Here is a 26,189-nt window from a genome sequence, read left to right as displayed (position 1 = left end):
TCATCACCTTTATTTGAATATATTTTTTAACTTACCAAAAAATGATTGATTGGTTTGATTGTCATCAGAATCATTTGATGAATCTGTGGTTGTATCTTGTTGATTGTACTTTTCTTCGAAATCAACAGGGTTAACGTTAATTGATTGACTGTTAGCGTAGACTACACCGTAATTATCGGGTGCGGTACGGTAGAATGAGTCAGTTTTAATAACGAACTTGATGTTATTTTGTGATGCTAGTCTGATAAAAGGGGAGACAACATCATGATCCAAGTTACCATTAATGATTAGTTGGTAGCTGTTATTATTATCAAATTCCTTTTGAAGGGCATTGACAGCGTTTGGATTTGATAGATCCTTGATTTGGATTGCTAAAGAAACTCGTTCTCTAAAAGTACCTAGGTATCTACGTTGTTCATCCGGGTTAACCTTTGGAGTTCCACCCATGGATGATTGTTCTAAACGACTGCTTACATCATCTTCACTCATATTAATTGCTCCTTTTCATTTATGTCTTAGTACTATTTTATCATTAATTAAAAGAGGGTAGAAAAAAAGCGTTTTGCAAATGCAAAGCGCTTTTTTGGAGCAACAAGTATAACCAGAAATTATAGCTTGTTGTAGTATTCAACGATTAGTGATGCATCAATATCAGCATTCATTTCGTCACGTTGAGGTAATCTAGTTAGAGAACCTTCTAGTTTGTCAGCATCGAATGAAACGTATTGTGGACGACCAACAACAGCTTCAACGGCTTCCTTGATGATTTGTAGGTCTTTTGATTTTTCACGAACTGAAATAACTTGACCAACTTTTACTTCGTATGAAGGAATGTCAACACGTTTGCCATCAACAGTGATGTGACCGTGGTTAACTAATTGACGAGCTTGACGACGAGTAGTTGCTAAACCTAAACGGTAAACAACGTTGTCTAGTCTACGTTCTAGTAATACCATGAAGTTATCACCGTGACGACCTTCTCTAATCTTACCCGCACGAACGAATAGTTTTGAGAATTGACGTTCAGTTAAACCGTACATGAAACGTAGCTTTTGCTTTTCCTTCAATTGAGTACCGTATTCTGATAGCTTACCGCGACGACCTTGACCGTGGTCACCTGGTGCGTATGGGCGACGAGCTAATTCTTTACCAGTACCTGAAAGTGAAATACCAAGACGACGAGAAATTCTCCAACTTGGACCTGTATATCTAGACATAAAAATATCCTCCAATAAAAATTATTATTTGGAGTAAAATAATCACTGTACACTTAGTATTCGTGCATATTGCTCTGCAATGTTCACCCCAGCAGCCGTGGGGGTACTAATTGAACCATTAAGGCATCAATATGTTGACGAGCTTACCGTGTACTGCTGCATTATTTTACACAAAAGTTATTGTATGATTATTACCACTAATTGTCAATGGTTATGTGGCTTTCAAAGACTTTTACAAATTCTTCTAGCATTTCTTGATCTTCTTTAGAGAAACGATCAAAGATAGGGGCGTCAATATCTAAGACACCAAATCTGATTCCATCCTTTGCAATTGGGATGACAATTTCTGATTTACTGTTTGAATCACAGGCAATGTGACCAGGGAAATCATTTACATTTTCTACGCGGATAGTTTCGTTCTTATCAAATGCAGTACCACAAACACCGCTACCGTTTTTAATGTGGACACAAGCCACTTTACCTTGGAAGGGACCTAAGATTAATTTGTTTTTATCATCTACATAGGTGTAAAAACCGGTCCAGCTAACATCTGGAAGTTCTTGCATTAGTAGTGCAGAGGCATTTGCCATGTTGGCAACGTTGTTGTGTTCATCGGTTAACAACGCGTCTAACTGTTGTGCTAACATTGAATTGATTTTCATAATTGAAAACTCCCTTGTATATATTGATAATTAGGTATTTTAATAATTATCTCGTATGATATAATTGAATATAGTTAATTAGTTTATTATTAAAATATTAAAAATACAAATGTTTAATGCTAAAAAAGATTAGATTAAAATAAAAAGTTGTAAGGGGACAGATGTCAAAATGATTGATTTGGTTATTTTCATAATAGTAGTGCTTGTAATACTACTATTAGCGACATTCTTTTATCGAAAGAATCTATTTAAACGACTTGACGGTCTGGAAAAGCAAAAGGCTAATCTAAAGGACGTAATGGTCGGCGACGAGTTGGAAGCAACTGGTAAAATTAAATTAAATGGTGAATCTTTCGACAAATTTAATGAATACAAAGAACAATATGAAAAAATTACCAATTCAGACTTAACAAGTATCAGAAGTGATATGAGTGATGCAGAAGATTTCCTTAATAGTTACAAGCTATTATCAGCCAGCGTTACTATTGGTGACCTGGGGGATGCAATTGAAGTTGTTGATGGCAAGTTAAATGACATTCATGATGGTCTAAGTGAACTTCAAGAAGTTGACAGTTTACACCGCAAGGCAATCGAAGATGTTGATAATACCATCAGAGAAATTAACCAACAACTGCTATCACAAAACTACTCATTTGGTCCAAGCAGCGATAAGCTTGAAGATAAGCTAAGCACTATTAAGGGTGTTTACGAAGAATTCGTTGCTGAAACTGAAAATGGTGATCAAAACAAAGCCGAAGAATTACTTGGCAAGATTAACAACTTGATCAATGAAATGAATGAATTAATGAAGATTATTCCTGATACATATGTTTCATTATCAAAGGAATTCCCAAGACAATTGGATGAAATTGAACGTGGTCATCGTACTATGATTCAAACTGATTACAACTTTGTTGAAGATGATATTGATGACACTATCAACGCTCTAAAGGAATCATGCCAAGAAGGATTGAAGTCACTAGCTGAACTAGATATCCCTGAAACCAAGAAGACATGCACATATATTGAAGAAACAATTGATTCAATGTATGCCATCATGGAAAAAGAAATCGTTGCTAAGCGTAAGGTTAAGAAAAACATTAGCTTGGTATATGACTTCATCTTCCATGCTAAGAACCAAAACCGCATTCTAAGTGATGAACTTGAAGGTTTAAGCAAGAACTACAACTTAGAACACGATGAAATTGAAACCACTGCTGAATTAGCTGATAAAATCAGTAAGATTGAAACAATTTACAATAATGATTACGATGCAATCAACGGTAATAAGGCAGTATATTCTGTCATTCAAAAACATCAACAAGATGCAAAACAAGAACTAAGCTCAATTGAAAAACAACAAAAAGACATCAATGATTCTGTTGCTGAACTAAGCAAGGAAGAAAGAGTTGCCAGAGATAGCCTTCAAAAGTTTGATTTACAACTATTAAACATCAGAAGACGAATTGACAACCTAAACCTTCCTGGATTAACCGAAGACTTCTTAGAACGTTATGATTACGTATACAACGAAGTTTCAAATCTATCAGCGTCAATCAACCAAGTGAAGATTAGTATGGATGAAATTAACCAAAAATTGGCTAACATCTCAGACACAATGGATCACTTGCTATCCGATACAGAAAACATTGTTGATAGTGCAATGCTATCAGAACGTTTGATGCAATTCGCCAACCGTTATAAGAATGCCAATGAAGATTTAAACGCTGCCTGTGCACAAGCAAAGGACTACTTTGATAATCGTTACCAATACGAAAAGAGTCTAGCTACTATGGCTGCTGCAATCGAAAAGGTTAATCCAGGTGCATACAAGCAAATGGAAACTGAATACTATAACGAAAAGAAAACAACTAAATAAAATAAAGAAGTAACTTTGATGTCATTCAAACGTTACTTCTTTTTTTCTGTTATAATGTCAAATATAGTTGAGTCGGACAAATCCAAAAATGAAGAAGGGTAATAATGATATACTTTGACAATAGTGCCACAACAAAACCTGACGATTCTGTTGTAGCAACTTACGATAAAGTAAGCAAAGAATTTTGGGGAAACCCATCTAGTTTACATCAATTTGGTGAACAATCATTCAATTTATTGGAACAATCTAGAGCACAAATTGCTAAATTACTAGGTGTTTTACCAAGTGAAATATTATTTACCAGTGGTGGAACAGAAGGTGACAACTGGGCAATCAAGGGAACTGCCTTGGAAAAGCGTGCCTACGGAAATCACATTATCGTAAGTTCTGTTGAACATCCTGCAGTAAAGAACTCCGTTGAACAATTAACACAATTGGGCTTCGAAGTTACTTACTTACCAGTAAATGATGAAGGACGTATCTCTGTCGATGATTTAAAGAAGGCAATTAGACCAAGTACAATTTTGGTTTCAATCATGGCTGTAAATAATGAAATCGGTGCAGTTCAACCAATTAAAGAAGTCGGGGACCTTTTAAAGGATTATCCTAACATCAGTTACCACATTGATTCCGTTCAAGGAATTGGTAAGGGTATCCAAGATTTGATTTTCAATGATCGTGTTGACTTTGCCACTTTCTCAGGTCATAAATTCCACGCACCAAGAGGTGTCGGTTTTATGTACAAACGAAGTGGTAAGAAGATTGCTCCATTAATTACTGGTGGGGGCCAAGAACGTAACCTAAGAAGTAGTACAGAAAACCTACCTGCCATTACCGCAATGGCACGCGCTTTACGTCTATTATTAGATGATGAAGATAAAAAGGTTGCAAAACAACGTAAAATCAAGCAAAATATTTTAGGACATATTTCTAAATTTGATAAAGTAAAGGTCTTCTCAAAGGATAACGAACACTTTGCACCACATATTTTATGTTTTGCAATTCTAGGTGTTCGTGGTGAAACAATCGTCCATGCTTTTGAAAGTCATGGAATCTTTATTTCAACTACAAGTGCATGTTCTTCTAAACGTCACGTTGCCTCAGGTACTTTATCTGCCATGAAGGTTGATGAAGACGAAGCAACTAGTGCTGTGCGTGTTTCATTAGATGAACATAACACAATGGAAGAAGCAGATCGTTTTAACGAAGTCTTTGACGAACTTTATGAAAGATTTAAAAAGATTAACTCATAGAAAGGAAATTCGTGAATGCAATATACTGAAATAATGGTCAGATACGGTGAATTATCCACAAAGGGTAAGAACCGTAAAGACTTCATTAAGCAACTAGGCAAGAACGTTGACAGAGTGTTGCATGATTTCGAAAACCTAAAGGTAAGTGCTAAGCGAGATCGTTTGCACGTTACTTTGAACGGTGATGACTCAGATAAAGTTATCGAACGTTTAAAGGATGTTTTTGGAATTGAAAACTTTTCTCCTTCAATCAAGGTAGAAAAGGACATCGATAAGGTTAAAGAAACCGCCGTTGAAATGGTTAAAGCCCAATTCAAAGACGGTATGACCTTTAAGATTGACACTCGTCGACAAGACAAGCATTTCCCAATGGACACTCACGACATTAACGATGCTCTAGGTGGATACATCTTGAGCAACGTTGATGGTATCAAGGTTCAAATGAAGAACCCTGACATCAAGTTAAGAGTTGAAGTTCGTATGAACGGTATCTTCTTATCAAGTGAAACCATTGACGGTGCCGGTGGATTACCTGTTGGTACTGGTGGACGTGCTACTATGATGCTTTCTGGTGGAATTGATTCACCGGTTGCAGCATACATGGGAATGAAACGTGGAGTGAAGTTAGATATGGTTCACTTCTACAGTCCTCCATACACAAGTGAACAAGCATTAGCTAAGGCAAAAGAATTAGCTGCTAAGTTAACTCGTTTTGGTGGTAACATTCAATTCATTCAAGTTCCATTTACCGAAATTCAAGAAGAAATTAAGGAAAAGGTTCCTGAAGGATACTTAATGACTATTCAACGTCGTATGATGTTAAGATTGGCCGCTAAGTTGACATTAGACAGACACTGTAAGGGTGTCTTCACTGGTGAATCACTAGGTCAAGTTGCATCACAAACTCTTGAAAGTATGATGGCAATCAATGACGTAACTACTGTTCCGGTATTGAAACCATTACTTTCAATGGATAAGACAGAAATCATTAAGATTGCTGAAAGAATTGATACCTACGATCTATCAATTATGCCATTTGAAGACTGTTGTACAGTCTTTACTCCTCCTGCACCAAAGACTAAGCCTGATCTAGAAAAGACTAGAGCATGTGAAAAGTTAATTGATGTTGAAGGATTAATGCAACGTTCATTAGACAAAGTTAAGATTATCGACATTAAACCAGGGGAAGAATTCTTGAATGCTCAAGAAGATGTTTTCGCTGAATTACTATAATCTATAAAAAAGAGATCATCTTTATTGATGGTCTCTTTTCTTTTTGCTTGCAAATCAATCGTGTAAGTTGTATTTTAAATAACTAGCAACTACCAATTAAGGAGATTTATAACATGCAATTAAAATTTTTAGACAAACCAGTAGAAACAATTAAAGAACCAATGGATAAGGGACAAGCTCTACCAGATTTCAAAGTCCTAGATGCTAACAACAACGAATTCACTAACAAGGATTTAATCGGTAAGCCAGCATTGATTTTAACTGTTCCAGACGTTAACTCAAGGGTATGTAGTCTAGAAGCTAAGAAGTTCAACAGAAACGCTGACAAGTATGAAAATGTTGAATTCTACACGATTTCAAAGAACTCTGTTGAAGAACAAAAAGATTGGTGTGCAGCTAAGGGTGTTGAAAGCATGCATTTATTATCAGATGCTGACACAGACTTTGGTAACCAATCAGGTACTTACGTTAAGGAAATTGACGCATTAGCACGTATGGTTTTTGCCATCGATGCAAATGGTGAAATTGTTTACCGTCAAGTCGTAGAAGAAATTGGTTCACAACCAGATTTCAAAGAAGCTCTAGCAGTTGTTGAAAAATTAAACAAATAGAGTTGACGATTTTCCAAAAATTGTCTAATATAATCAATATAGATTACAAATGTGAAGATCAAGAGAGTAGTTTTGGTGATGAGTATCAGAGAAAAGATGATTAGGTGAGACATCTTTCCGTTATCAAAACGAAGGTAGCTTGTGAGCATTCATATTGATATTGATAATTTAGATATGAACGGGCCATCGTTAATTGGATTAAGAGAAAGTATTTTTTTAATGCTTTAAATTAGGTGGTACCGCGAGCACTTCGTCCTATTGGATGGAGTGCTCTTTTTATTTACTGGAGGGATGGACTATGGCAAAAGAAACTGAAATGTCTACAAAGTATGACCATGACGCCGTTGAATCAGGTCGTTATGAAAAATGGCTAGAACAAGACGTTTTCAAACCAAGTGGTGACAAGAAGGCAAAACCTTATTCAATCGTTTTACCACCACCAAATGTTACTGGTAAGCTTCACTTAGGACATGCATGGGATACAACCTTACAAGACATGTTAATCAGACAAAAGAGAATGTTAGGATACGATACCCTATGGGTTCCTGGTATGGACCATGCTGGTATCGCTACTCAAGCTAAGGTTGAAGCTAAGTTAAGAGACCAAGGCGTTTCTCGTTACGATCTAGGTCGTGAAAAGTTTGTTGACAAAGTTTGGGAATGGAAAGATGAATACGCAGCAACTATCAAGAAACAATGGGCTAAGATGGGACTTTCACTTGATTACTCACGTGAACGTTTCACTTTAGACGATGGTTTATCAGAAGCTGTTCGTAAAGTCTTCGTTGATTTATACAACCAAGGTTTAATTTACCGTGGTGAATACATTATCAACTGGGATCCACAAGCACAAACTGCTTTATCAGATATCGAAGTTATTCATAAAGATGATAAAGGTGCTTTCTACCATGTTAAGTACCCATTTGTAGACGGGACTACTTTTGATGGTAAAGATTACATTGAAATTGCCACTACACGTCCTGAAACTATGTTTGGGGATGTTGCCGTAGCTGTTAACCCAAGTGATGAAAGATACAAAGACATCGTTGGTAAGAAGATTATGGTTCCTCTAGTACAAAGAGAAATCCCAATCATTGCTGACCAATATGTAGACCCTGAATTCGGTACTGGTATGGTTAAGATTACTCCAGCCCATGACCCTAATGACTTCAAGGTTGGTAACAGACATGACTTAAAACGTATTAACACTATGAATGGTGACGCAACTATGAACGAAAATGCCGGTAAGTACGTTGGTATGGATCGTTTTGATGCTAGAAAAGCAATGGTTGCTGATCTAGAAGACCAAGGTTACATGCTAAAGATTGACCCAATTGTTCACTCAGTTGGTCACTCAGAAAGAACCGGTGTTCAAGTTGAATCAAGACTTTCAACTCAATGGTTCGTTAAGATGCAACCACTAGCTGACCGCGCAGTTAAGAACCAATCAACTGATGATAAGGTTAACTTCGTGCCAGAACGTTTTGAAAACACATTTACTCAATGGATGGATAACATTCATGACTGGGTTATTTCAAGACAATTATGGTGGGGTCACAGAATTCCAGCATGGTACAACAAGCAAACAGGCGAAATGTACGTTGGAATGGAAGCTCCTAAGGATGCTGAAAACTGGGAACAAGATCCTGACGTTCTAGATACTTGGTTCTCATCTGCATTATGGCCATTCTCAACTCTAGGTTGGCCTGATGAAAACTCAGAAGACTTCAAACGTTACTTCCCAACTAATACTTTAGTTACTGGTTACGACATTATCTTCTTCTGGGTATCAAGAATGATTTTCCAAAGTCTAACATTTACAGACCGTCGTCCATTCAAGGATGTTTTACTTCACGGACTAATGCGTGATGCACAAGGCCGTAAGATGAGTAAATCACTTGGTAATGGTATTGATCCAATGGATGTTATCGATAAGTACGGGGTTGACGCATTGCGTTGGTTCTTAGCTACTGGTAATACAGCTGGACAAGACGTTCGTTTCAGTTACGAAAAGATTGAAGCTGCATGGAACTTCATTAACAAGTTATGGAACGCTAGTCGTTACGTAATCATGAACCTAGGCGACATGGAAAAACCAGAATTACCTGATTCATCTGAATGGAACTTAGCAGACAAGTGGATTCTAAGTAAGTTAAACAGCGTGGTAAACCAAGTTACTGATCACTTTGAAAAGTACAACTTTGGTGAAGCTGGCCGTGCATTATACGACTTCATTTGGAATGACTTCTGTGACTGGTACATCGAAATGAGTAAAGAAACTCTAACTGGTGACGATGAAAAGGCTAAGAATAACACTAGAAACATCCTAGCTTACACATTAGACAAGATTTTGAAACTAATGCACCCAATGATGCCATTTGTTACTGAAAAGATTTGGTTAACAATGCCTCATGAAGGTGAATCAATCGTGGTTGCTCCATACCCAGTTAACCATGACGAATTCAAGGATGCTAAGGCAGAAAAAGACATGGCTGCATTAATCGAATTGATTAAGGTAGTTAGAAATATCAGATCACAAGCTAATGCTCCAATGTCATCATCAATCGACCTATTGATTAAGACTGATAATGATGACTTGAAGAACATCTTCGAAGAAAACAAGCATTACATCGATCGTTTCTGTCATCCAAAGGAATTATCAATTGGTTCAGATGTTGTAGCTCCTAAGTTAGCTATGACTGGAATCATGACTGATGCAGAAATTAGTATTCCTTTAGCCGAACTAGTTGATTTAGACGAAGAAATCGCTAGAATCGAAAAAGAAATTGAAAACTACACATTTGAGGTACAACGTGCCGAAAAGAAACTTGCTAACAAGAAGTTCGTTGACAATGCTCCAGAACAAGTTGTTAACGCTGAAAAAGAAAAGCAAGCTGATAACCAATCTAAGTTAGATGCTGCAAAGCAACGACTAGAAGAAATTAAGAGTCAAAAGTAATTTAGATTAATTAAAGAGTCGGGCGATATTGTCCCGGCTCTTTTTTGAAGGGATGACAAAGATGGATTATGAAACAGCGCTTAGTTTTATCCATGGTAGATATAAATTTAAAAAGCATCCAAGCTTAGACATTATCAAGGACCTTTTGAACCGTTTAGGTAACCCACAAAAAGACATTAATGCTATTCATGTCGCTGGAACCAACGGGAAGGGGTCTACGGTAGCCTACCTTAGAAATATCTTCCAAGCAGACCATAAAACTGTTGGAACGTTTACATCACCATTTTTAATTAAGTTCAACGAACGCATTAGTGTGGATGGCAATCCAATTTCAGATGCTGAGTTGGTTGAATTAGTGGAAAAGATTAAACCAATTGCTGAAGAAATGGATGAGACTATTGAAGGCGGTGGTCCAACTGAGTTTGAAATCATCACCGCTATGATGTTTTTATACTTTGCCAAGCATCCAGTTGATGTTGTGATTGTGGAAGTCGGAATTGGCGGTATTTTGGACTCTACCAACGTGTTTGAACCAACTGTCTCAGTGATTACAACAATTGGGATGGATCACATGAAGTTGTTAGGTGATACGATTCCAAAGATTGCCAGTCAAAAAGCGGGAATTATTAAAGAAAACCGTCCGGTTGTAATTGGTAAGGTCGATGACGACGCGATGGAAGTGTTCAAAAATAAGGCTTCAGAACTTGATGCACCATTATATGCTTACGGCAGTGAATTTAATACTTCTAAACCAGTCATGAGCAACAAATGGCAACAATCATTTGATTATGAAGATGATGATAACTTGGTCCGAAACATCAAGACCAGCTTGTTAGGCTTTTACCAACCACACAACGCGGCATGTGCGATTAAGGCATATGTTTTACATCAACAAGATAAGGGTAAAGAAGTAAATAGTTCAGCAATTATTAGTGGAATTGCTAAGACAACCTGGCCAGGTCGTTTTGAAAGAGTTAATGATCAACCACTAGTCGTCCTAGATGGTGCCCACAATATCGATGCCGTTAACGAAATCAAGAAATTATTAATCAAGGACTTTGCTTTAAACGAAATTTACATCATTATCGGTATCTTAGCCGATAAAGATTACATGGATATGTTGAATATTTTAGGTAGTATTAAGAATGTTCATTTAGTATTAACTAAGTTTGAGGCTTACGGTTCAAGACAAAGTGTCGATGTAGATGAGATAAGCGGTCAGATTAAGGCTAAAAATCCAGTGTCTGTTATTGATGATTGGAAGCAAGCAATTGCTCAAACTGCTGGTGAAATGTCAGAAGATGACATGATTTTAATCACTGGATCGCTATATTTCATCTCAGATGTGCGAAAATTATTCAAATTAGAATAAAAAATTGTTAAATTTTAAATTCTTTAATGATAAATGTTGCAAAATCGTATACACTAGAGAGTGTTATTAAAAATTAAAAAATAACTATGGTATACTAAGAAAGTATGCAAAAAAAGGTGAAATTAAAAATAGCCAGCCAAATGTAATTATGAAGGGATGAAAAACTGTGTTTGGATTTGGAACTAAAAATATTGGAATTGATTTAGGAACTGCCAACACAATTGTTTACGTTGATGGTAAAGAAATTGTGTTAAGAGAACCTTCAGTTGTTGCTAAGAATACAAAAACTGGAGAAATCGTTGCAGTTGGACAAGAAGCAAGAGATATGATTGGTCGTACTCCTGCTAGTATTTCTGCAATTAGACCTATGAAAGATGGGGTAATTGCTGACTACGAAACTACTGTTACAATGCTAAAATACTACATTAACAAGACTGTAGGACATGCTTCAGGTAAGCCTTACGTTATGGTCTGTGTACCAAGTGGTATTACTGCTGTTGAAAAGAGAGCCGTAATCGATGCAACTCGTGTTGCTGGTGCAAAGGATGCTTACGTAATTGAAGAACCTTTTGCAGCTGCCATTGGTGCAGGTCTACCAATCATGGACCCAACTGGTAGCATGGTTGTTGATATTGGTGGTGGTACTACTGATGTTGCTACTATCTCATTAGGTGGTATCGTATCAAGTAGATCACTTCGTGTAGCCGGTGACCGTCTAAACGACGCAATTGCCGCTTACATCAGAAAGAAGTACAACCTACTAATCGGTGAAAGAACTGCTGAAAAGCTAAAATGGGATATCGGTTCAGCTTCAATTGAAGGTGCTAAAGATATCGAAAACGTTACTATTCGTGGTAGATACCTACTAACTGGTTTACCAAAGAGTGTGGAAATTACTGCTGAAGACGTAGCAAACGCTATTTCAGAACCAATTCAAGAAATCATTGGAACTGTTAAGGAAACCCTTGAAGAAACATCTCCAGAAATCTCTGCCGATGTTATCGATCACGGTATTGTCTTAACTGGTGGTGGTGCTTTATTGAAGAACTTACCACAAGTTATTTCAGAAGCTACTAAGGTTCCAGTTTCAATCGCTAAGAACCCGCTAGATTGTGTTGCAATCGGAACTGGTGAATCATTAAAGAGCATTGATATTATGAAGAGAAAATAGATTAAATAAGCGGGGAGGTTATCTTCCCGCTTATTTACTAGTTCGGAGGATTGAAAAATGCGTAAGTTTTTCTCCAATCGAAAGTGGTTAACTGCCATTTTGATTTTTATTATTTGTTTAGGTTTCATTTCCGTTTCTGTTTCAACCAGAAATAACAAATCAATGCCACCGTTTATCCAACGTTTTGGAAATGACGTGGTTGGAATTGCTAGTTGGACTGTTGCTGTTCCTGCAAACTCAGTTAGACATGCCGGAGAAACTGTAAACAATCTAATTAACACATACAAAGAAAATCAAAAGCTAAAAGCACAAGTAGAAACAATTACAGCAACCAAGGTTAGAGACCAAGCTATTCAAAGCGAAAATGATCAACTAAAACGTGAACTTAAAATTAAAAGTGGTTTAGCTGATTACAATCCAATTGTTGCTGAAGCTTTAGTTAGAACTCCATCAGCATGGAACGACCAATTTGTTATTAACAAGGGTTCATCTGCTGGGGTTAAGAAGAATATGTCCGTTCTTGGCGCTAAAGGATTAATCGGACGTGTCATCGAAGTTAATAACAGTAACAGTAAAGTAGAATTAATTTCTAACACTGTTGATTCTGACAACAAGTTCCCGGTTGAAGCTACCAATTCAAATGGTGAAACTGTTAACGGAATTATTAACGGTTATGACAGAAAGACTGGTCAATTAATCGTTGGTCATTTAAATACCAAGGTAAAGATTAAGGTAAATGACAAAGTATCTACAAATGGTCTTGGTGGAATTACACCAAAGGGTATTTACGTAGGTAAAGTTGCAAAGGTAACAACTGATGATTATGGAACTGCTACTAAGTTGTACATTCAAACTCCAGCAAACATGAATGATCTAGAAGTTGTTACAGTTGTAGATAAAACATCATAGGGGTGATTAGGATGAGAGAACACCAACCAATTAGATATGTTTTCATAATTGGATTGTTCATTTCTTTGTTCTTGGATGGATCAATTTCATTAATTTTTAGTCACCTTCTATATGGAAAATATATGCTAGTCCCAAGCATTACATTTGCATGGTTATTCTTTGGTATGTACTTCATTAATCGAACAAACGAACACGTTGAAATATGGGCAGCAATTGCCGGATTATTGTTTGATTTGTTCTATACCGGTATATTAGGGGTGTACGTAATTGTCTTTCCACTAGCAATCATCATCGGTAGAAAGCTATATCGTTTCTTACCAATGAACATTGTGACCGGGTTATTTTCATTTGCGTTTAACATTGCACTAATAAATGTTTTGGCTTATGGATTAAATCGTTTAATGAATGCTACTAACATGGCAGCTGGGTACTTTTTAATTCATGCAGTGATTCCAACTGTATTGTTTAACTCAGTGTTATTCTTAATTTTGTACGTGCCAATCGGGGTATTATTTGATCGAATTGAGTAGAGTAATAAAAGAGATAAGAGGGAGTATCTATAAATGCAATCTGTAGTACTTAAAGGAACCAAAGACGGATATGAGTTAATCCTAAAAGAAACAGCTAGTGTGAGAGAAATTCTAGTCGATTTGAAACAACTACTAGAAGGCCTTGGCGAAGAAAGTGAAAAAGGCAAAGACCAATTACATTTGAATGTTCAGATGGGTAACAGATTGATGTCAGAAGAAGATAAAAATGATATCATTAAGTTAGTTGATGACTACGAAAATCTAGTTATCGATAACTTTTTATCCAATGTTATTACCAAGGAAGAATCTGCTAAAATCATGGCACAAAACAATGTTGAAGTGATGAGCAGAGTGATTAGAAATGGTCAAGAAGTAAACGTCGATGGTGATGTTTTATTCTTTGGTAAGATTCATGAAGGTGGAAAGTTAATTGCCACTGGTAATGTGTTTAATATGGGAGTTATCGAAGGAATTGTTCAAGCAGGTTTTCCTGATGACGAAAGTAAGTTAATCATCGGTAATTTACATACAGCACAACAAGTTCGTGTAGGAGAACAATACGATATTGTAGCGGATCGTCCAATTGAGGATTCTGAAAAGACAGTAGTATATGTAAACGACCTACACGTGCTAAGTTATGGTAAAATAAAGAATCTAAAAGAGATTAATCCGAAGTTCTTTAATCGAATTGGAGGTATTGAATAATGGGAAAAGCCATTGTAATTACATCAGGTAAAGGTGGAGTTGGAAAGACAACTTCAAGTGCTAATATTGGAATTGCGTTAGCAATGATGGGAAAAAGAGTGTGTTTGATTGACTTAGATATTGGTCTAAGAAACCTAGATGTTGTTATGGGTCTAGATAATCGTGTTATGTACGATATCGTAGATGTTGCAACTGGTAGAGTAAAGCTAGTTCAAGCAATGGTGAAAGATAAGCGTTTTGATGACTTATTATATCTATTACCTGCAGCCCAAAATACTGATAAGACAGCTCTAAACGAAGAACAAGTAAAGAGCATTGTTGATGAATTAAAACCAGATTTTGACTATGTCTTTATTGACTGTCCAGCCGGAATCGAACAAGGTTTCATTAACGCCGTTTCTGGTGCTGATGGTGCAATCGTTGTTACCACTCCAGAAATTTCAGCCGTTCGTGATGCCGATCGAGTAATTGGTTTATTAGAACAACATCCACTTCAAGAAACACCAAAATTAATCATTAATCGTATCAGAAAATCATTGATGCAAGATAACAACTATATGGATGTTGATGAAATCACTACCCATTTAGGAATTGATTTATTAGGTATCATCTTAGATGATGACAAGGTTATTAGTACCTCAAATAACGGTGAATCAATTGTTATGAACCCAGACAACCCAACAGCCCAAGGTTACAGAAACGTAGCTAGAAGACTTGAAGGTGAAACAGTTCCATTGATGAAGATTGATGTCAAAAAGGAAAGTGCATGGGATAAGTTTAAGCATTTATTTAAACGTAACTAAACTTTATTATTGACTTACGATTGAAATTAAGTTATTTTATTAATTATTAAAAGACTTTGAGCAGAAATGCATTTGTATGTAATTCACAGAGATCCTAGTAACAGGTGAAAGCTAGGTAATTACAGCAGGTGTTCACATCTGTGAGTTGTTATTCTGAACGTAATTAGGAATAAACCGGTGCAGCCGTTATCTGCGAGTCAATAGACTCACTGAGCTATTTTGCGCGAGCAGAATAGGAAATTAGGTGGCACCACGTTTTCAACGTCCTTTTAGCATATTGCTAAAAGGGCGTTTTTTTTATCAAAGGAGGAATAATTAATGCAATATATTTTAGAAATATTACCTTCACTATTTTCTGGGGTAGTAACCACATTAGAGATTTTCGCATTAACAATCGTTTTATCAATCCCATTAGGAATTTTAGTTTCCCTAGCATTAACCGGAAAAAATATTATCAAAGCAATCTTTGAATTTTATGTCTGGATCATGCGTGGAACTCCGCTATTATTACAATTGATTTTTATTTTTTATGGTTTACCAATTATCGGAATTGTATTCCCAAGATTTGAAGCAGCTGTTATCGCCTTTGTTTTAAATTATGCAGCTTACTTTGCTGAAATCTTTAGAGGTGGTTTTCAATCCATTCCAAAGAACCAATTCGAAAGTGCTAAGATGCTACGCTTAACTCGTTGGCAAACTCTTCGTAAGATTGTCATTCCGCAAGTTTTCAAAATTGTGTTACCTTCAATCGGAAACGAAGTAATTAACCTAGTTAAGGATTCATCATTAGTATACGTAATTGGTATTGGTGACTTATTACAAGCTGGAAATATTGCAACAGCACGTGACGTTACATTAGTTCCATTAATTTTAGTTGCTGTATTCTACTTAGTACTAACAGCGGTATTAACATTGGTACTAAGAAAAATCGAACAACGTTTTGATTACTGGAGATAGGAGGGATTAACATGTTTCAAGTGAAAAGTTTAAATAAGAGTTTTCAAGGTAAAACCATCATCAAGGACATGAACCTAGATGTTGCTGATAACGAAATCCTAAGTATTGTTGGTCCTTCCGGTGCTGGTAAGACAACACTATTAAGATGTATCACTGGTTTGGAAAAAGCCGATTCAGGTAAGTTCTTCTTGGATGGCGAAGAAATTGATCCAACTGATGATTCAAAATCAGTTATTGGGGTAGTATTCCAAGACTTTGGGTTATTCCCAAACTTGACTGTCATTGAAAACATCATCTTGGCACCACAATTAGTGTTAAAAAAGTCAAAAGAAGAAGCATTAAAAGAAGCACAAGAATTAATCGACAAGCTAGATTTAACTGGTAAGGAATCACTTTACCCATACCAATTATCTGGTGGACAAAAACAACGTGTGGCAATTGTTAGAACTTTGGCAATGCACCCAAAGATTATTTGCTACGATGAACCAACATCTGCATTGGATCCTAAGTTAAGTGAAGAAGTTGGAAAGATTATTTTAGATTTAAAGAAACAAAATATCACACAACTTGTGGTTACCCACGATGTGGCATTTGCAAAACAAGTTGCTGACAAGGTAAAGGAAGTTAGACCATTTAAAGAGGAGGGGTAGTCTATGAAGACCAAAGTTTTAAAAATGGTTGGAATTATTAGTGTTTGTTTGATGGCCGTTATCATGCTATCTGGTTGTGAATCTGTTACACAAAAAGCAGATCATCAAGATACATGGAGCCGCATTGAAAAGAACAAGCAAGTTACCATTGGTCTAGATGTTACCTTCGTTCCGATGGGGTTTGAAAACCAAAGCGGTAAAATCGTCGGCTTTGATGTCGACTTAGCCAAGGCTGTGTTTAAACAATATGGTATTAAGCCAGTCTTTCAACCTATCGATTGGTCAATGAACGTAACCGAGTTGAGAAATACCACCATTGATTTAATTTGGAATGGTTTCACAATTACTCCCGAACGACAAGCTGTTGTTAACTTCAGTAAGCCTTACTTGGCAAACGACCAAGAACTAGTTACTTTGAAATCATCTCACATTAATAAATTTAGTGATATGAAGGGCAAGTATTTAGGTGCCCAAAATGGTTCAGCTGGTCTAAATGATATTGACGATCAACCAAAATTATTGAAACAATATATTAAAAACCAATCACCAATTCTATACAATTCATTTACTAATGCATTTATTGACTTGAATCATGGTAGAATTAGTGGATTGTTAATTGATAGCACATATGCAAACTATTACATTGCACACCAACCTAACCCTGACATGTACAAGGTCGTTAGAGGTAAATTCCCACCAGAAGAATTTGGTGTCGGAATCCGCAAAGGTGATAAGACAATGCAAGCTAAGATTAATGCTGCATTCAAGAAGCTAGCAAAGAATGGTGAATTAGAAAAGATTTGTAAGAAGTGGTTCGGTAAGAACTACAACTCACCATTAATGAAATTAACAAATAATACGAAATAAGAACTAGAGGTGGGGTTTTGTTGCATAAGAAATTAGCTAATGGAGTAGACTTAAATGTTATTTTAGAAGATAAATTCAAAACAATTTCATTTACTTTTGATCTAGTTAGCGAGGCTATTCCAGAAAATTTTGCTAAACGAGCAGTACTTGCAGAATTGATGGAAATTAGTAATCAAGATTATCCAACGCAATCCAAATTAGCAAGATACTTATCATCAATGTATGGAGCCAGTTTTGGAACCAACGTTTTGAGATATGGTAATTTGTCAGTTCTAAGAATTAACTTGAGTATCCCAAATCCAAAATTTGTGGATGCAAAAGATGATTTATTACAACAGGCTGTTAGTTTTATTCATAGTGTAGTATTCAAGCCATTGGCTACTGATGGCCAATTTGATAAAGACACGTTTACCTTACAAAGAAACAACATGAAAAAGTATGTTGAATCAGTGGCAGATGACAAACAGTACTATGCTTCAATTCAATTGAAGAAATTATTTTACAAGGACTACCTAAACCGTGGTTCTTTTATATTTGGAACACCAAATGACTATGACATAATAGATAGTCAAAATGAATATGAATACTATTCAAACGTTTTAAATAACGATAATATCAAGATTTCTGTTATCGGGGATGTTGAGGAAGAAAGAATTTATAACTTGTTTGATCAATTTAAATTGTTAAATCGAAGTGTAGAATATGAATTAGCACCACTAACTTCATTTAAGATGAATGATGATGTTGAAATGGTCGATAAGAAGATTCAATCATCACAAAGTTGTTTGAATTTAGGTTACCGTTTGCCGATTTTCTACAATAATAAAGAAGCGATGGCAGCGGTATTGTTCAATGCTATTTTTGGTGGGACACCACAATCTAAACTATTCAAAAATGTGAGAGAAAAGAACAGTTTGGCATACAGTGCAAGTAGTTCATACAATTCTATCAATGGGTTTGTAATGGTAAGCACTGGTATCAATTACAGCAATAAGGATAAGGTCTTAGCGATTGTTAGGGAACAATTAAACGATATCGCTAATGGAAATGTCGACATCGATGTTTTAAACAGTATTAAGGCTGAAATGATTAACGCCAAAAAAGCTGTTTTGGACAGTCCTCGTCAAAACATGGAACAACAATTCGTTAATGGATTGTTGAACCGAGCTCTATCATTTGATGAATGGAAACAACGGGTTAATGATGTGACAATCGACCAAATTGCTGAGGTTGCTAAAAAGGTCGAATTGAATTCAATTTTCTTCTTAGATGGGAGGATTGATGATGCAAATTAAAGAGTATCGTAAGTTTAATGAAAAAGTATATATTGAAAAGATGGATAATGGGTTGTCTGTGGTAGTTGTTCCCAAGAAGGGCTACCAAAAGACTTATGCTACGCTTTCCGTACGATATGGATCTATCGATACCAACATTAATGGAAAGACTTATCCAGCAGGAATTGCCCATTTTCTAGAACATAAGATGTTCGATAAAAAAGATTATGATGCTATGGATGTTTTCTCTAAATATGGTGCAGGCTCTAATGCATTTACTAGTTTTAATAAAACAAGTTACCTATTTTCAACCACTGATAATGTTCATGAAAACCTAACTGAGTTATTGGATTTCGTGCAAGAACCTTACTTTAGTGACGCAAAGGTAGAAAAAGAAAAGGGCATCATTGGCCAAGAAATTAGTATGTATGATGATGAACCAGGAGCTGTTTTATTCTTCAAGACAGTTCAAAACATGTTCCCAGATACGCCATTGAATGTTGATATTGCCGGCACAGAGGATTCAATCTATAAGATTACCAAGCAAGACTTGTATGACTCTTATAATTACTTCTATCAACCTCAAAACATGCAACTTACAGTTGTTGGAAACGTTGTTCCTGAAGATATCTTTAAGTGGGTTAGCGATAACCAAAGTAAAAAGAGTTTTAACGAACCTAAAGATGTCAAAAGAACGACAATTCAATCTTCTGAAATTGTGAGGGAAACCACCCATTATATGGATGTAAACCGTCCTAAAGTGGCTTTAGGAATTAAAGGTGATTCTAAATACAATGGTGATATTAAATATGAACTATCCATTTCACTATTGCTACAACTTCTGTTATCAGAAGGTTCTGAGATTTATGAAAAGATGTATAACGATGGAATTATCGATGACTCATTTGGTTTTGACTTCGATTGCGAAGATCAGTTTAACTTTGCGGTATTAGCGGGTGAAACTGAAAAGATTGATGAGTTCATTGATAGAATTTCAGATGTATTGGTTAACTTTGCCGACTATATTTCAGATAAATCTGATGAGTTTGAATTAATTAAAAAAGAAGAAATTGGTCAACATGTTTCAATGATGAATTCCATTGAAGCAATTGCAAATAACATGTCAGATGAAGATCATGATTTTGAAAATATCTATGATGAAATTGAAATGATTAAACAATTAGAATTAGATGATTTAATTCGTTATGGAAAATTATTTTTAAAACCTGACATGATAGTGAAAAACAAGATTTTTCCTAAAAATTAATTAGTTTAGATGTCTAGATAATATAGCTAATTATGATATACTGTAGATGTAAAATAATAAATAAGTGGAGTAATACCTATGCAAAATAACAATGGAAAACAAGTAGAAATTGGTAAATCACTACACGAAGCACGTGTCGCCAAGGGAATGTCCATTGACGATATTCAAAAGATTACCAAAATCCAAAAACATTACCTTGAAGCAATCGAACAGGGGAACTTTGCTGAACTTCCTGGTGATTTTTACGTTCGCGCGTTTATTAAGCAATTCGCTGACACTGTTGGCGTTAACGGTATTGAACTATTGAATGAACATGACGATAGTCTACCTGATACTCAAAGCGAAGAATACGCTGATGAAGTATCAAAGGATGACGTTAATAGCCGTGTAGCTAGTCGTAGTCGTGAACAAAGAAAAGACTCATTCCGTAAGGTTATTCCAACCATCGGAATTATCGTTGCAATTCTAGTAGTTGTTTGCGGTATTTGGGCAGTCGTTGTACATACTAATAGTTCTTCTCAAACTAGCATTAGTAGCAGTTCTGTTTCAGTTACTGGTTCTTCAGAATCAAGTTCATCAAGCAGCAAAGCTGATGACAAGAAGAAAGAAGATAAGAAGTCCACTGACACTAAGACTACCATTAAGGAAGTTAGCGCTACTAAGTATAATGTAACTGGTCAAAAAGAAAACACTGTTACTTTAAAGGCTACTGGTAGAGCATGGTCATCAATCATGGCTGATAACAAGACTCTATTCCAAGGTTCACAAAACAGTGGTGATAAGAAGGATGTTAAGCTTCCAGCTGACACTAAGAGTGTTAACATTTCACTAGGTAACACCCAAGGTGCTAAGATCTTGGTTAATGGTACTGAATTGAAATACGACAAGAGCACACCTTTAACTACACAAATTACATTAGAATTTAGTAAATAAAAAAGAGGGCTTTGTTAAAGCCCTTTTTTATTTCTATGGAGGAAATTATGAATTTACCAAACAAACTTACATTAATTAGAATAATAATGATTCCATTATTCATTATTTTGCTTTCATGTGACATTAACATGGGAACAGTTATCTGGTTAGGTACAAGTATCCAAGTAACCAGAATCGTTGCAGCAATCGTTTTTGCTGCTGCATGTATTACAGACTTTTTAGATGGACAAATTGCCAGAAGACAACATTTAGTTACTAACTTCGGTAAATTTGCTGATCCATTAGCAGACAAAATGATTGTTATGTCAGCATTCATTATCCTAGTTTCATTTGGCTTTGTTCCAGCATGGGTTGCAGCTGTAATCGTATGTCGTGAACTAGCCGTTACTGGTCTAAGATTAATCGTTGTTGAAAACGATGGCCAAGTAATTGCAGCTGCATGGCCTGGTAAGATTAAGACATTCAGTCAAATGATTGCCATTATCTTATTACTATTGAATGATTTCTTATTCATTCCATTTACAACCATTGGTTTTGGTACATTATTACTTTACATCTGCTTATTCTTCACTGTTTACTCAGGTGTTGAATACTTCTGGAAGAGTCGTTTCATTTTTGCAGATTCTTTCAAGTAAATCGATTTAATTATCGTATATATATAAGAAAGGTCGGATTATGTATGCAAATTGATACATCTATTGTTAACAAGCTTATTGACGATAAAATCACCATAACCGGAGCAGAAAGTTTAACGGCAGGGATGTTTCAATCCACTATTGGTGGAGTCCCCGGTGTTTCTGCTATCTTCTATGGTGGATTTGTTACTTATTCAAATGAAGCAAAGGCCAAGCTATTATCAATTCCAATGGAAGTAATTGATGAATATGGTGTTGTTTCTGAACAAGTGGCGATTTGGATGGCTAAGCAATCCAAACAAATTATGAATGTAGACGTAGGGGTATCATTTACAGGTGTTGCTGGTCCTGATAGTTTGGAAGGACAACCAGCGGGAACTGTATTTATCGGATTAGATTACAAGGAAAATCAATTTGCAAAAGAATTTCATTTTAGTGGATCACGTCAAGAAGTGCGTGAACAGTCAGTACAAGCTGCATTGAAAATGATTGAAAATGAGTATTCTAAATAATGCGAACTTTTGTTCTGTTTTTACTTGCTTTTTTAATGAGAGATTAGTATAGTATAAATATCGAATAGTTATCAAAGGGAGGTCAAATTAATGGCTGATGAACGAAAAGCGGCTCTAGATGGTGCCTTAAAACGAATTGAAAAAGAATTCGGTAAGGGTTCAATCATGAGAATGGGAGACCGTGGAGATACTAGAATTTCCACTGTACCAACAGGTTCCTTAGCACTTGATAATGCATTAGGTGTTGGGGGATTCCCACGAGGAAGAATTGTTGAAATTTATGGACCTGAAAGTTCAGGTAAGACTACCATTGCGTTACAAGCTGTTGCGGAAGTACAAAAGCAAGGTGGAACAGCGGCATACATCGATGCTGAAAATGCTTTGGATCCAGTATATGCTACCAACCTAGGGGTAAACATTGATGATTTACTTCTATCACAACCTGATACTGGTGAACAAGGTTTACAAATTTGTGACGCCCTTGTATCAAGTGGTGCCATTGATATCGTAGTTGTCGATTCAGTTGCGGCTTTAGTACCTAGAGCTGAAATTGAAGGTGAAATGGGTGATGCTCACGTTGGTTTGCAAGCTCGTTTAATGTCACAAGCACTACGTAAGTTATCTGGATCAATTAACAAGACTAAGACTATAGCTCTATTTATTAACCAAATTAGAGAAAAAGTTGGTGTTATGTTTGGTAACCCAGAAACTACACCTGGGGGACGTGCTCTTAAGTTCTATTCAACTATCAGACTAGAAATCAGAAGAGCTGAACAAATTAAAGATGGTACTGACATTATTGGTAACAGAACTAAGATCAAAGTTGCCAAGAATAAGGTAGCTCCTCCATTCAAGCGTGCCGAAGTTGATATCATGTACGGTCAAGGTATTTCACAAACTGGTGAATTAGTTGATATGGCCGTTGAACAAGATATCATTGGTAAGTCTGGTTCATGGTACTCATACGGTGAAGAAAGAATTGGTCAAGGTCGTGAAAACGCAAAACAATTCTTACAAGATAATCCGGACAAAATGGAAGAAATTAACAAAAAAGTTCGTGCTGCATATGGCATGGGCGAAGATGATTCTGAATCAGGTGAAGCTGAACAAACAAGTTTGGACACTGGTGAAGAATAACGATAAAGAAGCCGAAAGGCTTTTTTTATTTTGCAAAAGAAAATAACATGTGTTGACACTTTCACAACTAAAATTTAAAATATAGTAATGTACATTGAACTATTTATTTAGTTCGCAAAATGACTAATAAATCATTCAATGCGCAATTATCAAAAACTTAATTAAATTAGATGATGTGGAGGTGCAATAAGCCTATGACTTATTTTTTACCTATGATCCTCGCAATCATCGCTGCTTTTGTAGTTGGTATCTCTGTGGGAATGTTTTCTAACAAGAAAATTGTTGATAAGAAATTAACAAAGGCCCACATGAGTGCACAAGATATTTTGGAAGATGCTAAACGACAAGCTCAAACCTCAGCTAAGGAAGCAATTCTTGAAGCTAGAGAAAAGAGTAACCATTATCGTTCAAACATCGAAAAAGAAATTAAGCAAAGACGAATTGAAGTTCAACGACAAGAAAATCGTCTAATTCAACGTGAAGATTCTTTAGATCGTAAAGATGACGCTTTTGATAAGCGTGAAGATTCATTGAATAAGCGTGAAGAAAAGCTTAATTCAAACCAAAAGAAACTTGAACAAAAGCAACAGCAAGCTGATATGCTAGTTAAACAACGTCAAGATGAGTTAGAACGTATCTCTTCACTTTCTCAAGAAGAAGCACAAGAGCTAATTATTAACGAAACAAAGAAAGAATTAGCTGACGAACGTGCCAAAATGGTTAAAGATAGTTATAACCTAGCTCGTAAGGAATCTTCTGAGAATGCCAAGAATCTAGTTATTGAAGCGATTCAACAAAGTGCTGCTGATATCGTATCTGAAACCACAGTTTCAGTTGTTAACCTACCTAACGATGATATGAAAGGTCGTATCATCGGACGCGAAGGTAGAAACATCAGAACCTTTGAAACCCTAACAGGAATTGATTTGGTTATTGATGATACTCCAGAAGCAGTTGTGCTAAGTGGATTTGATCCAATTAGAAGAGAAGTTGCCAAGATGGCACTTGAAAGCCTAATTAAGGATGGTCGTATCCACCCAGCTCGAATCGAAGAAATGGTAGATAAGAGTCGTCGAGAACTTGATGAAAAGATTCAAGAAATTGGTGAAGAAACAGTATTTGATTTAGGAATTCATTCATTGAGTCCTGAAATGATTATGATGATTGGTAAATTGAAGTTCAAGATTTACCATGGGCGTAATGTTTTGAGCCATTCTATTGAAGTTGCGAAGTTGTCAGGTGTCTTAGCCGCAGAATTAGGCGAAGACGTCGTATTAGCAAAACGCGCAGGATTGTTGCACGAAATTGGTCGCTCTGCAGATAATGAAACAGAAGGTTCCCACATTGACCTTGGTGTTGACTTAGCCAAGAAGTTCAAAGAAAGTCCAGTTGTTATTGACTCAATTGCAGCCGATAATGAAGACAGTGAACCTAAGTACATCATTTCTGAATTAGTTAATATCGCAAACAAGATTGCGATTGCTAGACCAGGTGCAAAGAGCAAATCTCTTGAAAGCTTTGTTCATCGTCTAGAAAGTTTGGAAACAATTAGTGATAGCTTCGAAGAAGTAAACAAGAGCTACGCAATTCAAGCCGGACGTGAAATTAGAGTGATTGTAAAACCAGAAAAAGTTTCTGATACTCAAGCAGTTGTTTTAGCTAGAGATATTAAAAATAAGATTGAAGAGGATATGGAATATCCTGGTCATATCAAGGTTACAATTATTAGAGAAGTAAGATCAATCGAATATGCAAAATAAAAAAAGGGCTTTTGCCCTTTTTTATTTTATGTAAAACGATGTAAAATAGTATATATATAATAATGAATTGAGGACGAAAATGAGAATACTATTTTTAGGTGACGTAGTAGGTAACTTGGGGGTAGAGATGGTAAGCAAGTATCTACCAATTCTAAAAAGAGACTACAAGCCACAGGTAACGATTGTAAATGGTGAAAATTCAACATCATTTGGTCGCGGAATTAATAAAAAAGTATATAAACAAATTATGAGTGCAGGGACTGACGTAATTACATTAGGAAACCATGCATGGAATAACGAAGAAATCTTCGATTTTATCGATGATACCAAAAAATTAGTACGTCCTCTTAATTATCCTGGTAAGGATGTACCGGGTAGTGGATATACAATTATTAACGTTAATAATAAGAAATTAGCGGTTGTTAATTTACAAGGAAGAATCTTTATTGATCCAATCGATGATCCTTTCCAAAAGATTGACGAACTTATCAGTGAAATTAAAAAAGAAGCGGATGCAATTTTTGTTGATTTTCACGCTGAAACAACCAGTGAGAAGAAAGCAATGGGGATGTATCTAGATGGTCAAATTTCTGCGATTGTGGGAACTCATACACATGTGCAGACCAATGATGACCAAATTCTAAAAAACGGCACAGCGTTCATTTCTGACGTTGGAATGTGTGGACCATTTGATAGTGTCTTAGGAATGAAGTATGAAAATATCATTCATCGTTTCATTACCCAACGTCCAACTAGATTTGAAGTTGAAGAAAAGGGACGTGGAATCGTCTCCGGATGTGTTATCGATTTAAGAGATGATGGCACTGCCAGATCTATTGAAAAAATATTAATTGATCCAAATCACCCATATAAGGGTTAGTAGCAAAGGAGGA

General features: G+C 36.1%; 25 protein-coding genes and 1 other annotated feature. Of the genes, 22 read left to right on the top strand and 3 right to left on the bottom strand.

The window, feature by feature from the left end:
* Positions 1-9 precede the first annotated feature (9 nt).
* The 3 genes from J3U50_RS03585 to J3U50_RS03575 all read right to left on the bottom strand — a co-directional run bounded on the left by J3U50_RS03585 (position 10) and on the right by J3U50_RS03575 (position 1,879).
* The gene (locus J3U50_RS03585) at positions 10-489 is read right to left on the bottom strand and encodes a YueI family protein (RefSeq protein ID WP_301945574.1); all 480 of its coding nucleotides are present in this window, start codon (positions 487-489) and stop codon (positions 10-12) included.
* A gap of 119 nt (positions 490-608) precedes the next feature.
* Positions 609-1,217 (bottom strand): 30S ribosomal protein S4, encoded by a 609-nt coding sequence (gene rpsD / locus J3U50_RS03580; RefSeq protein ID WP_034534348.1) that lies wholly within the window; start codon positions 1,215-1,217, stop codon positions 609-611.
* A gap of 197 nt (positions 1,218-1,414) precedes the next feature.
* Positions 1,415-1,879, bottom strand: a complete 465-nt coding sequence (locus J3U50_RS03575) for a GAF domain-containing protein (RefSeq protein ID WP_301945573.1) — start codon at positions 1,877-1,879, stop codon at positions 1,415-1,417.
* Between the two features lie 169 nt (positions 1,880-2,048).
* Between J3U50_RS03575 and J3U50_RS03570 the strand changes: the two genes are divergently transcribed.
* The 22 genes from J3U50_RS03570 (at position 2,049) to J3U50_RS03465 (ending at position 26,176) form a co-directional block, all read left to right on the top strand.
* The gene (locus J3U50_RS03570) at positions 2,049-3,758 is read left to right on the top strand and encodes a septation ring formation regulator EzrA (protein WP_054608049.1); all 1,710 of its coding nucleotides are present in this window, start codon (positions 2,049-2,051) and stop codon (positions 3,756-3,758) included.
* 104 nt (positions 3,759-3,862) lie between these two features.
* Complete coding sequence (locus J3U50_RS03565) at positions 3,863-5,011, top strand: cysteine desulfurase family protein (RefSeq protein ID WP_301945572.1); 1,149 nt, start codon at positions 3,863-3,865, stop codon at positions 5,009-5,011.
* 15 nt (positions 5,012-5,026) lie between these two features.
* Complete coding sequence (gene thiI / locus J3U50_RS03560; protein ID WP_034532110.1) at positions 5,027-6,244, top strand: tRNA uracil 4-sulfurtransferase ThiI; 1,218 nt, start codon at positions 5,027-5,029, stop codon at positions 6,242-6,244.
* Positions 6,245-6,357: 113 nt separating this feature from the next.
* Positions 6,358-6,855: a peroxiredoxin gene (locus tag J3U50_RS03555; RefSeq protein ID WP_301945570.1), complete on the top strand. Its 498-nt coding sequence runs from the start codon at positions 6,358-6,360 to the stop codon at positions 6,853-6,855.
* A gap of 45 nt (positions 6,856-6,900) precedes the next feature.
* Positions 6,901-7,116: a binding site (T-box leader), on the top strand.
* 37 nt (positions 7,117-7,153) lie between these two features.
* Complete coding sequence (locus J3U50_RS03550) at positions 7,154-9,814, top strand: valine--tRNA ligase (RefSeq protein WP_053791648.1); 2,661 nt, start codon at positions 7,154-7,156, stop codon at positions 9,812-9,814.
* Positions 9,815-9,866: 52 nt separating this feature from the next.
* On the top strand, positions 9,867-11,186 hold the full coding sequence (locus J3U50_RS03545) for a folylpolyglutamate synthase/dihydrofolate synthase family protein (protein ID WP_081006879.1): 1,320 nt from the start codon (positions 9,867-9,869) through the stop codon (positions 11,184-11,186).
* A gap of 166 nt (positions 11,187-11,352) precedes the next feature.
* The gene (locus J3U50_RS03540) at positions 11,353-12,357 is read left to right on the top strand and encodes a rod shape-determining protein (RefSeq protein ID WP_034532118.1); all 1,005 of its coding nucleotides are present in this window, start codon (positions 11,353-11,355) and stop codon (positions 12,355-12,357) included.
* A gap of 57 nt (positions 12,358-12,414) precedes the next feature.
* Positions 12,415-13,266: a rod shape-determining protein MreC gene (gene mreC, locus J3U50_RS03535; protein ID WP_054608053.1), complete on the top strand. Its 852-nt coding sequence runs from the start codon at positions 12,415-12,417 to the stop codon at positions 13,264-13,266.
* Between the two features lie 11 nt (positions 13,267-13,277).
* On the top strand, positions 13,278-13,796 hold the full coding sequence (mreD, locus tag J3U50_RS03530) for a rod shape-determining protein MreD (protein WP_301945569.1): 519 nt from the start codon (positions 13,278-13,280) through the stop codon (positions 13,794-13,796).
* Between the two features lie 33 nt (positions 13,797-13,829).
* Positions 13,830-14,501: a septum site-determining protein MinC gene (locus J3U50_RS03525; protein WP_034534333.1), complete on the top strand. Its 672-nt coding sequence runs from the start codon at positions 13,830-13,832 to the stop codon at positions 14,499-14,501.
* Entirely contained in the window at positions 14,501-15,304 is an 804-nt protein-coding gene (gene minD / locus J3U50_RS03520) for a septum site-determining protein MinD (RefSeq protein ID WP_301945568.1), read from the top strand. Before J3U50_RS03525 ends, minD begins: the two co-directional genes overlap by 1 nt.
* Before the next feature lie 318 nt (positions 15,305-15,622).
* Positions 15,623-16,261 carry an amino acid ABC transporter permease gene (locus tag J3U50_RS03515; RefSeq protein ID WP_034534329.1) on the top strand — a complete coding sequence of 213 codons (639 nt, stop codon included), beginning with the start codon at positions 15,623-15,625 and terminating at the stop codon, positions 16,259-16,261.
* Between the two features lie 11 nt (positions 16,262-16,272).
* Positions 16,273-16,911 (top strand): amino acid ABC transporter ATP-binding protein, encoded by a 639-nt coding sequence (locus J3U50_RS03510; RefSeq protein ID WP_301945567.1) that lies wholly within the window; start codon positions 16,273-16,275, stop codon positions 16,909-16,911.
* 3 nt (positions 16,912-16,914) lie between these two features.
* A complete protein-coding gene (locus J3U50_RS03505) occupies positions 16,915-17,778 on the top strand; it encodes an amino acid ABC transporter substrate-binding protein (RefSeq protein WP_053791652.1) in 864 nt (287 codons plus the stop codon).
* 20 nt (positions 17,779-17,798) lie between these two features.
* Positions 17,799-19,073, top strand: coding sequence for a pitrilysin family protein (locus tag J3U50_RS03500; RefSeq protein WP_301945566.1), 1,275 nt, complete (start codon positions 17,799-17,801; stop codon positions 19,071-19,073).
* Positions 19,063-20,319, top strand: coding sequence for a pitrilysin family protein (locus J3U50_RS03495; RefSeq protein WP_054608058.1), 1,257 nt, complete (start codon positions 19,063-19,065; stop codon positions 20,317-20,319). The genes J3U50_RS03500 and J3U50_RS03495 overlap by 11 nt, the downstream gene beginning before the upstream one ends.
* 78 nt (positions 20,320-20,397) lie before the next feature.
* On the top strand, positions 20,398-21,252 hold the full coding sequence (locus J3U50_RS03490; RefSeq protein WP_054608059.1) for a RodZ domain-containing protein: 855 nt from the start codon (positions 20,398-20,400) through the stop codon (positions 21,250-21,252).
* Positions 21,253-21,299: 47 nt separating this feature from the next.
* The gene (gene pgsA, locus J3U50_RS03485; RefSeq protein ID WP_034532136.1) at positions 21,300-21,887 is read left to right on the top strand and encodes a CDP-diacylglycerol--glycerol-3-phosphate 3-phosphatidyltransferase; all 588 of its coding nucleotides are present in this window, start codon (positions 21,300-21,302) and stop codon (positions 21,885-21,887) included.
* Positions 21,888-21,931: 44 nt separating this feature from the next.
* A complete protein-coding gene (locus J3U50_RS03480) occupies positions 21,932-22,399 on the top strand; it encodes a CinA family protein (RefSeq protein WP_054608060.1) in 468 nt (155 codons plus the stop codon).
* A 90-nt stretch (positions 22,400-22,489) separates the two neighbouring features.
* The gene (gene recA / locus J3U50_RS03475) at positions 22,490-23,536 is read left to right on the top strand and encodes a recombinase RecA (protein ID WP_034532137.1); all 1,047 of its coding nucleotides are present in this window, start codon (positions 22,490-22,492) and stop codon (positions 23,534-23,536) included.
* A 212-nt stretch (positions 23,537-23,748) separates the two neighbouring features.
* Entirely contained in the window at positions 23,749-25,296 is a 1,548-nt protein-coding gene (gene rny / locus J3U50_RS03470; RefSeq protein WP_171819656.1) for a ribonuclease Y, read from the top strand.
* A 79-nt stretch (positions 25,297-25,375) separates the two neighbouring features.
* A complete protein-coding gene (locus J3U50_RS03465; RefSeq protein ID WP_041152719.1) occupies positions 25,376-26,176 on the top strand; it encodes a TIGR00282 family metallophosphoesterase in 801 nt (266 codons plus the stop codon).
* The last annotated feature ends 13 nt before the right edge of the window (positions 26,177-26,189 follow it).

Source organism: Lactobacillus sp. B3795 (assembly GCF_026535805.1).
Taxonomy (GTDB): domain Bacteria; phylum Bacillota; class Bacilli; order Lactobacillales; family Lactobacillaceae; genus Apilactobacillus; species Apilactobacillus kunkeei_C.
This window is presented reverse-complemented; position numbering and strand designations above follow the sequence as displayed.

What these genes read in the sequence shown, in the direction of transcription:
- J3U50_RS03515 (WP_034534329.1), top strand. Translation starts at nt 15,623, where the DNA reads ATGCAATATATTTTAGAAATATTACCTTCACTATTTTCTGGGGTAGTA.
- J3U50_RS03490 (WP_054608059.1), top strand. Translation starts at nt 20,398, where the DNA reads ATGCAAAATAACAATGGAAAACAAGTAGAAATTGGTAAATCACTACAC.
- mreC (WP_054608053.1), top strand. Translation starts at nt 12,415, where the DNA reads ATGCGTAAGTTTTTCTCCAATCGAAAGTGGTTAACTGCCATTTTGATT.
- J3U50_RS03575 (WP_301945573.1), bottom strand. Translation starts at nt 1,879, where the DNA reads ATGAAAATCAATTCAATGTTAGCACAACAGTTAGACGCGTTGTTAACC.
- J3U50_RS03585 (WP_301945574.1), bottom strand. Translation starts at nt 489, where the DNA reads ATGAGTGAAGATGATGTAAGCAGTCGTTTAGAACAATCATCCATGGGT.
- J3U50_RS03525 (WP_034534333.1), top strand. Translation starts at nt 13,830, where the DNA reads ATGCAATCTGTAGTACTTAAAGGAACCAAAGACGGATATGAGTTAATC.
- thiI (WP_034532110.1), top strand. Translation starts at nt 5,027, where the DNA reads ATGCAATATACTGAAATAATGGTCAGATACGGTGAATTATCCACAAAG.
- J3U50_RS03570 (WP_054608049.1), top strand. Translation starts at nt 2,049, where the DNA reads ATGATTGATTTGGTTATTTTCATAATAGTAGTGCTTGTAATACTACTA.
- mreD (WP_301945569.1), top strand. Translation starts at nt 13,278, where the DNA reads ATGAGAGAACACCAACCAATTAGATATGTTTTCATAATTGGATTGTTC.
- J3U50_RS03480 (WP_054608060.1), top strand. Translation starts at nt 21,932, where the DNA reads ATGCAAATTGATACATCTATTGTTAACAAGCTTATTGACGATAAAATC.
- minD (WP_301945568.1), top strand. Translation starts at nt 14,501, where the DNA reads ATGGGAAAAGCCATTGTAATTACATCAGGTAAAGGTGGAGTTGGAAAG.
- J3U50_RS03465 (WP_041152719.1), top strand. Translation starts at nt 25,376, where the DNA reads ATGAGAATACTATTTTTAGGTGACGTAGTAGGTAACTTGGGGGTAGAG.
- recA (WP_034532137.1), top strand. Translation starts at nt 22,490, where the DNA reads ATGGCTGATGAACGAAAAGCGGCTCTAGATGGTGCCTTAAAACGAATT.
- J3U50_RS03495 (WP_054608058.1), top strand. Translation starts at nt 19,063, where the DNA reads ATGCAAATTAAAGAGTATCGTAAGTTTAATGAAAAAGTATATATTGAA.
- J3U50_RS03505 (WP_053791652.1), top strand. Translation starts at nt 16,915, where the DNA reads ATGAAGACCAAAGTTTTAAAAATGGTTGGAATTATTAGTGTTTGTTTG.
- rpsD (WP_034534348.1), bottom strand. Translation starts at nt 1,217, where the DNA reads ATGTCTAGATATACAGGTCCAAGTTGGAGAATTTCTCGTCGTCTTGGT.
- J3U50_RS03565 (WP_301945572.1), top strand. Translation starts at nt 3,863, where the DNA reads ATGATATACTTTGACAATAGTGCCACAACAAAACCTGACGATTCTGTT.
- J3U50_RS03510 (WP_301945567.1), top strand. Translation starts at nt 16,273, where the DNA reads ATGTTTCAAGTGAAAAGTTTAAATAAGAGTTTTCAAGGTAAAACCATC.
- J3U50_RS03555 (WP_301945570.1), top strand. Translation starts at nt 6,358, where the DNA reads ATGCAATTAAAATTTTTAGACAAACCAGTAGAAACAATTAAAGAACCA.
- J3U50_RS03545 (WP_081006879.1), top strand. Translation starts at nt 9,867, where the DNA reads ATGACAAAGATGGATTATGAAACAGCGCTTAGTTTTATCCATGGTAGA.
- rny (WP_171819656.1), top strand. Translation starts at nt 23,749, where the DNA reads ATGATCCTCGCAATCATCGCTGCTTTTGTAGTTGGTATCTCTGTGGGA.
- pgsA (WP_034532136.1), top strand. Translation starts at nt 21,300, where the DNA reads ATGAATTTACCAAACAAACTTACATTAATTAGAATAATAATGATTCCA.
- J3U50_RS03550 (WP_053791648.1), top strand. Translation starts at nt 7,154, where the DNA reads ATGGCAAAAGAAACTGAAATGTCTACAAAGTATGACCATGACGCCGTT.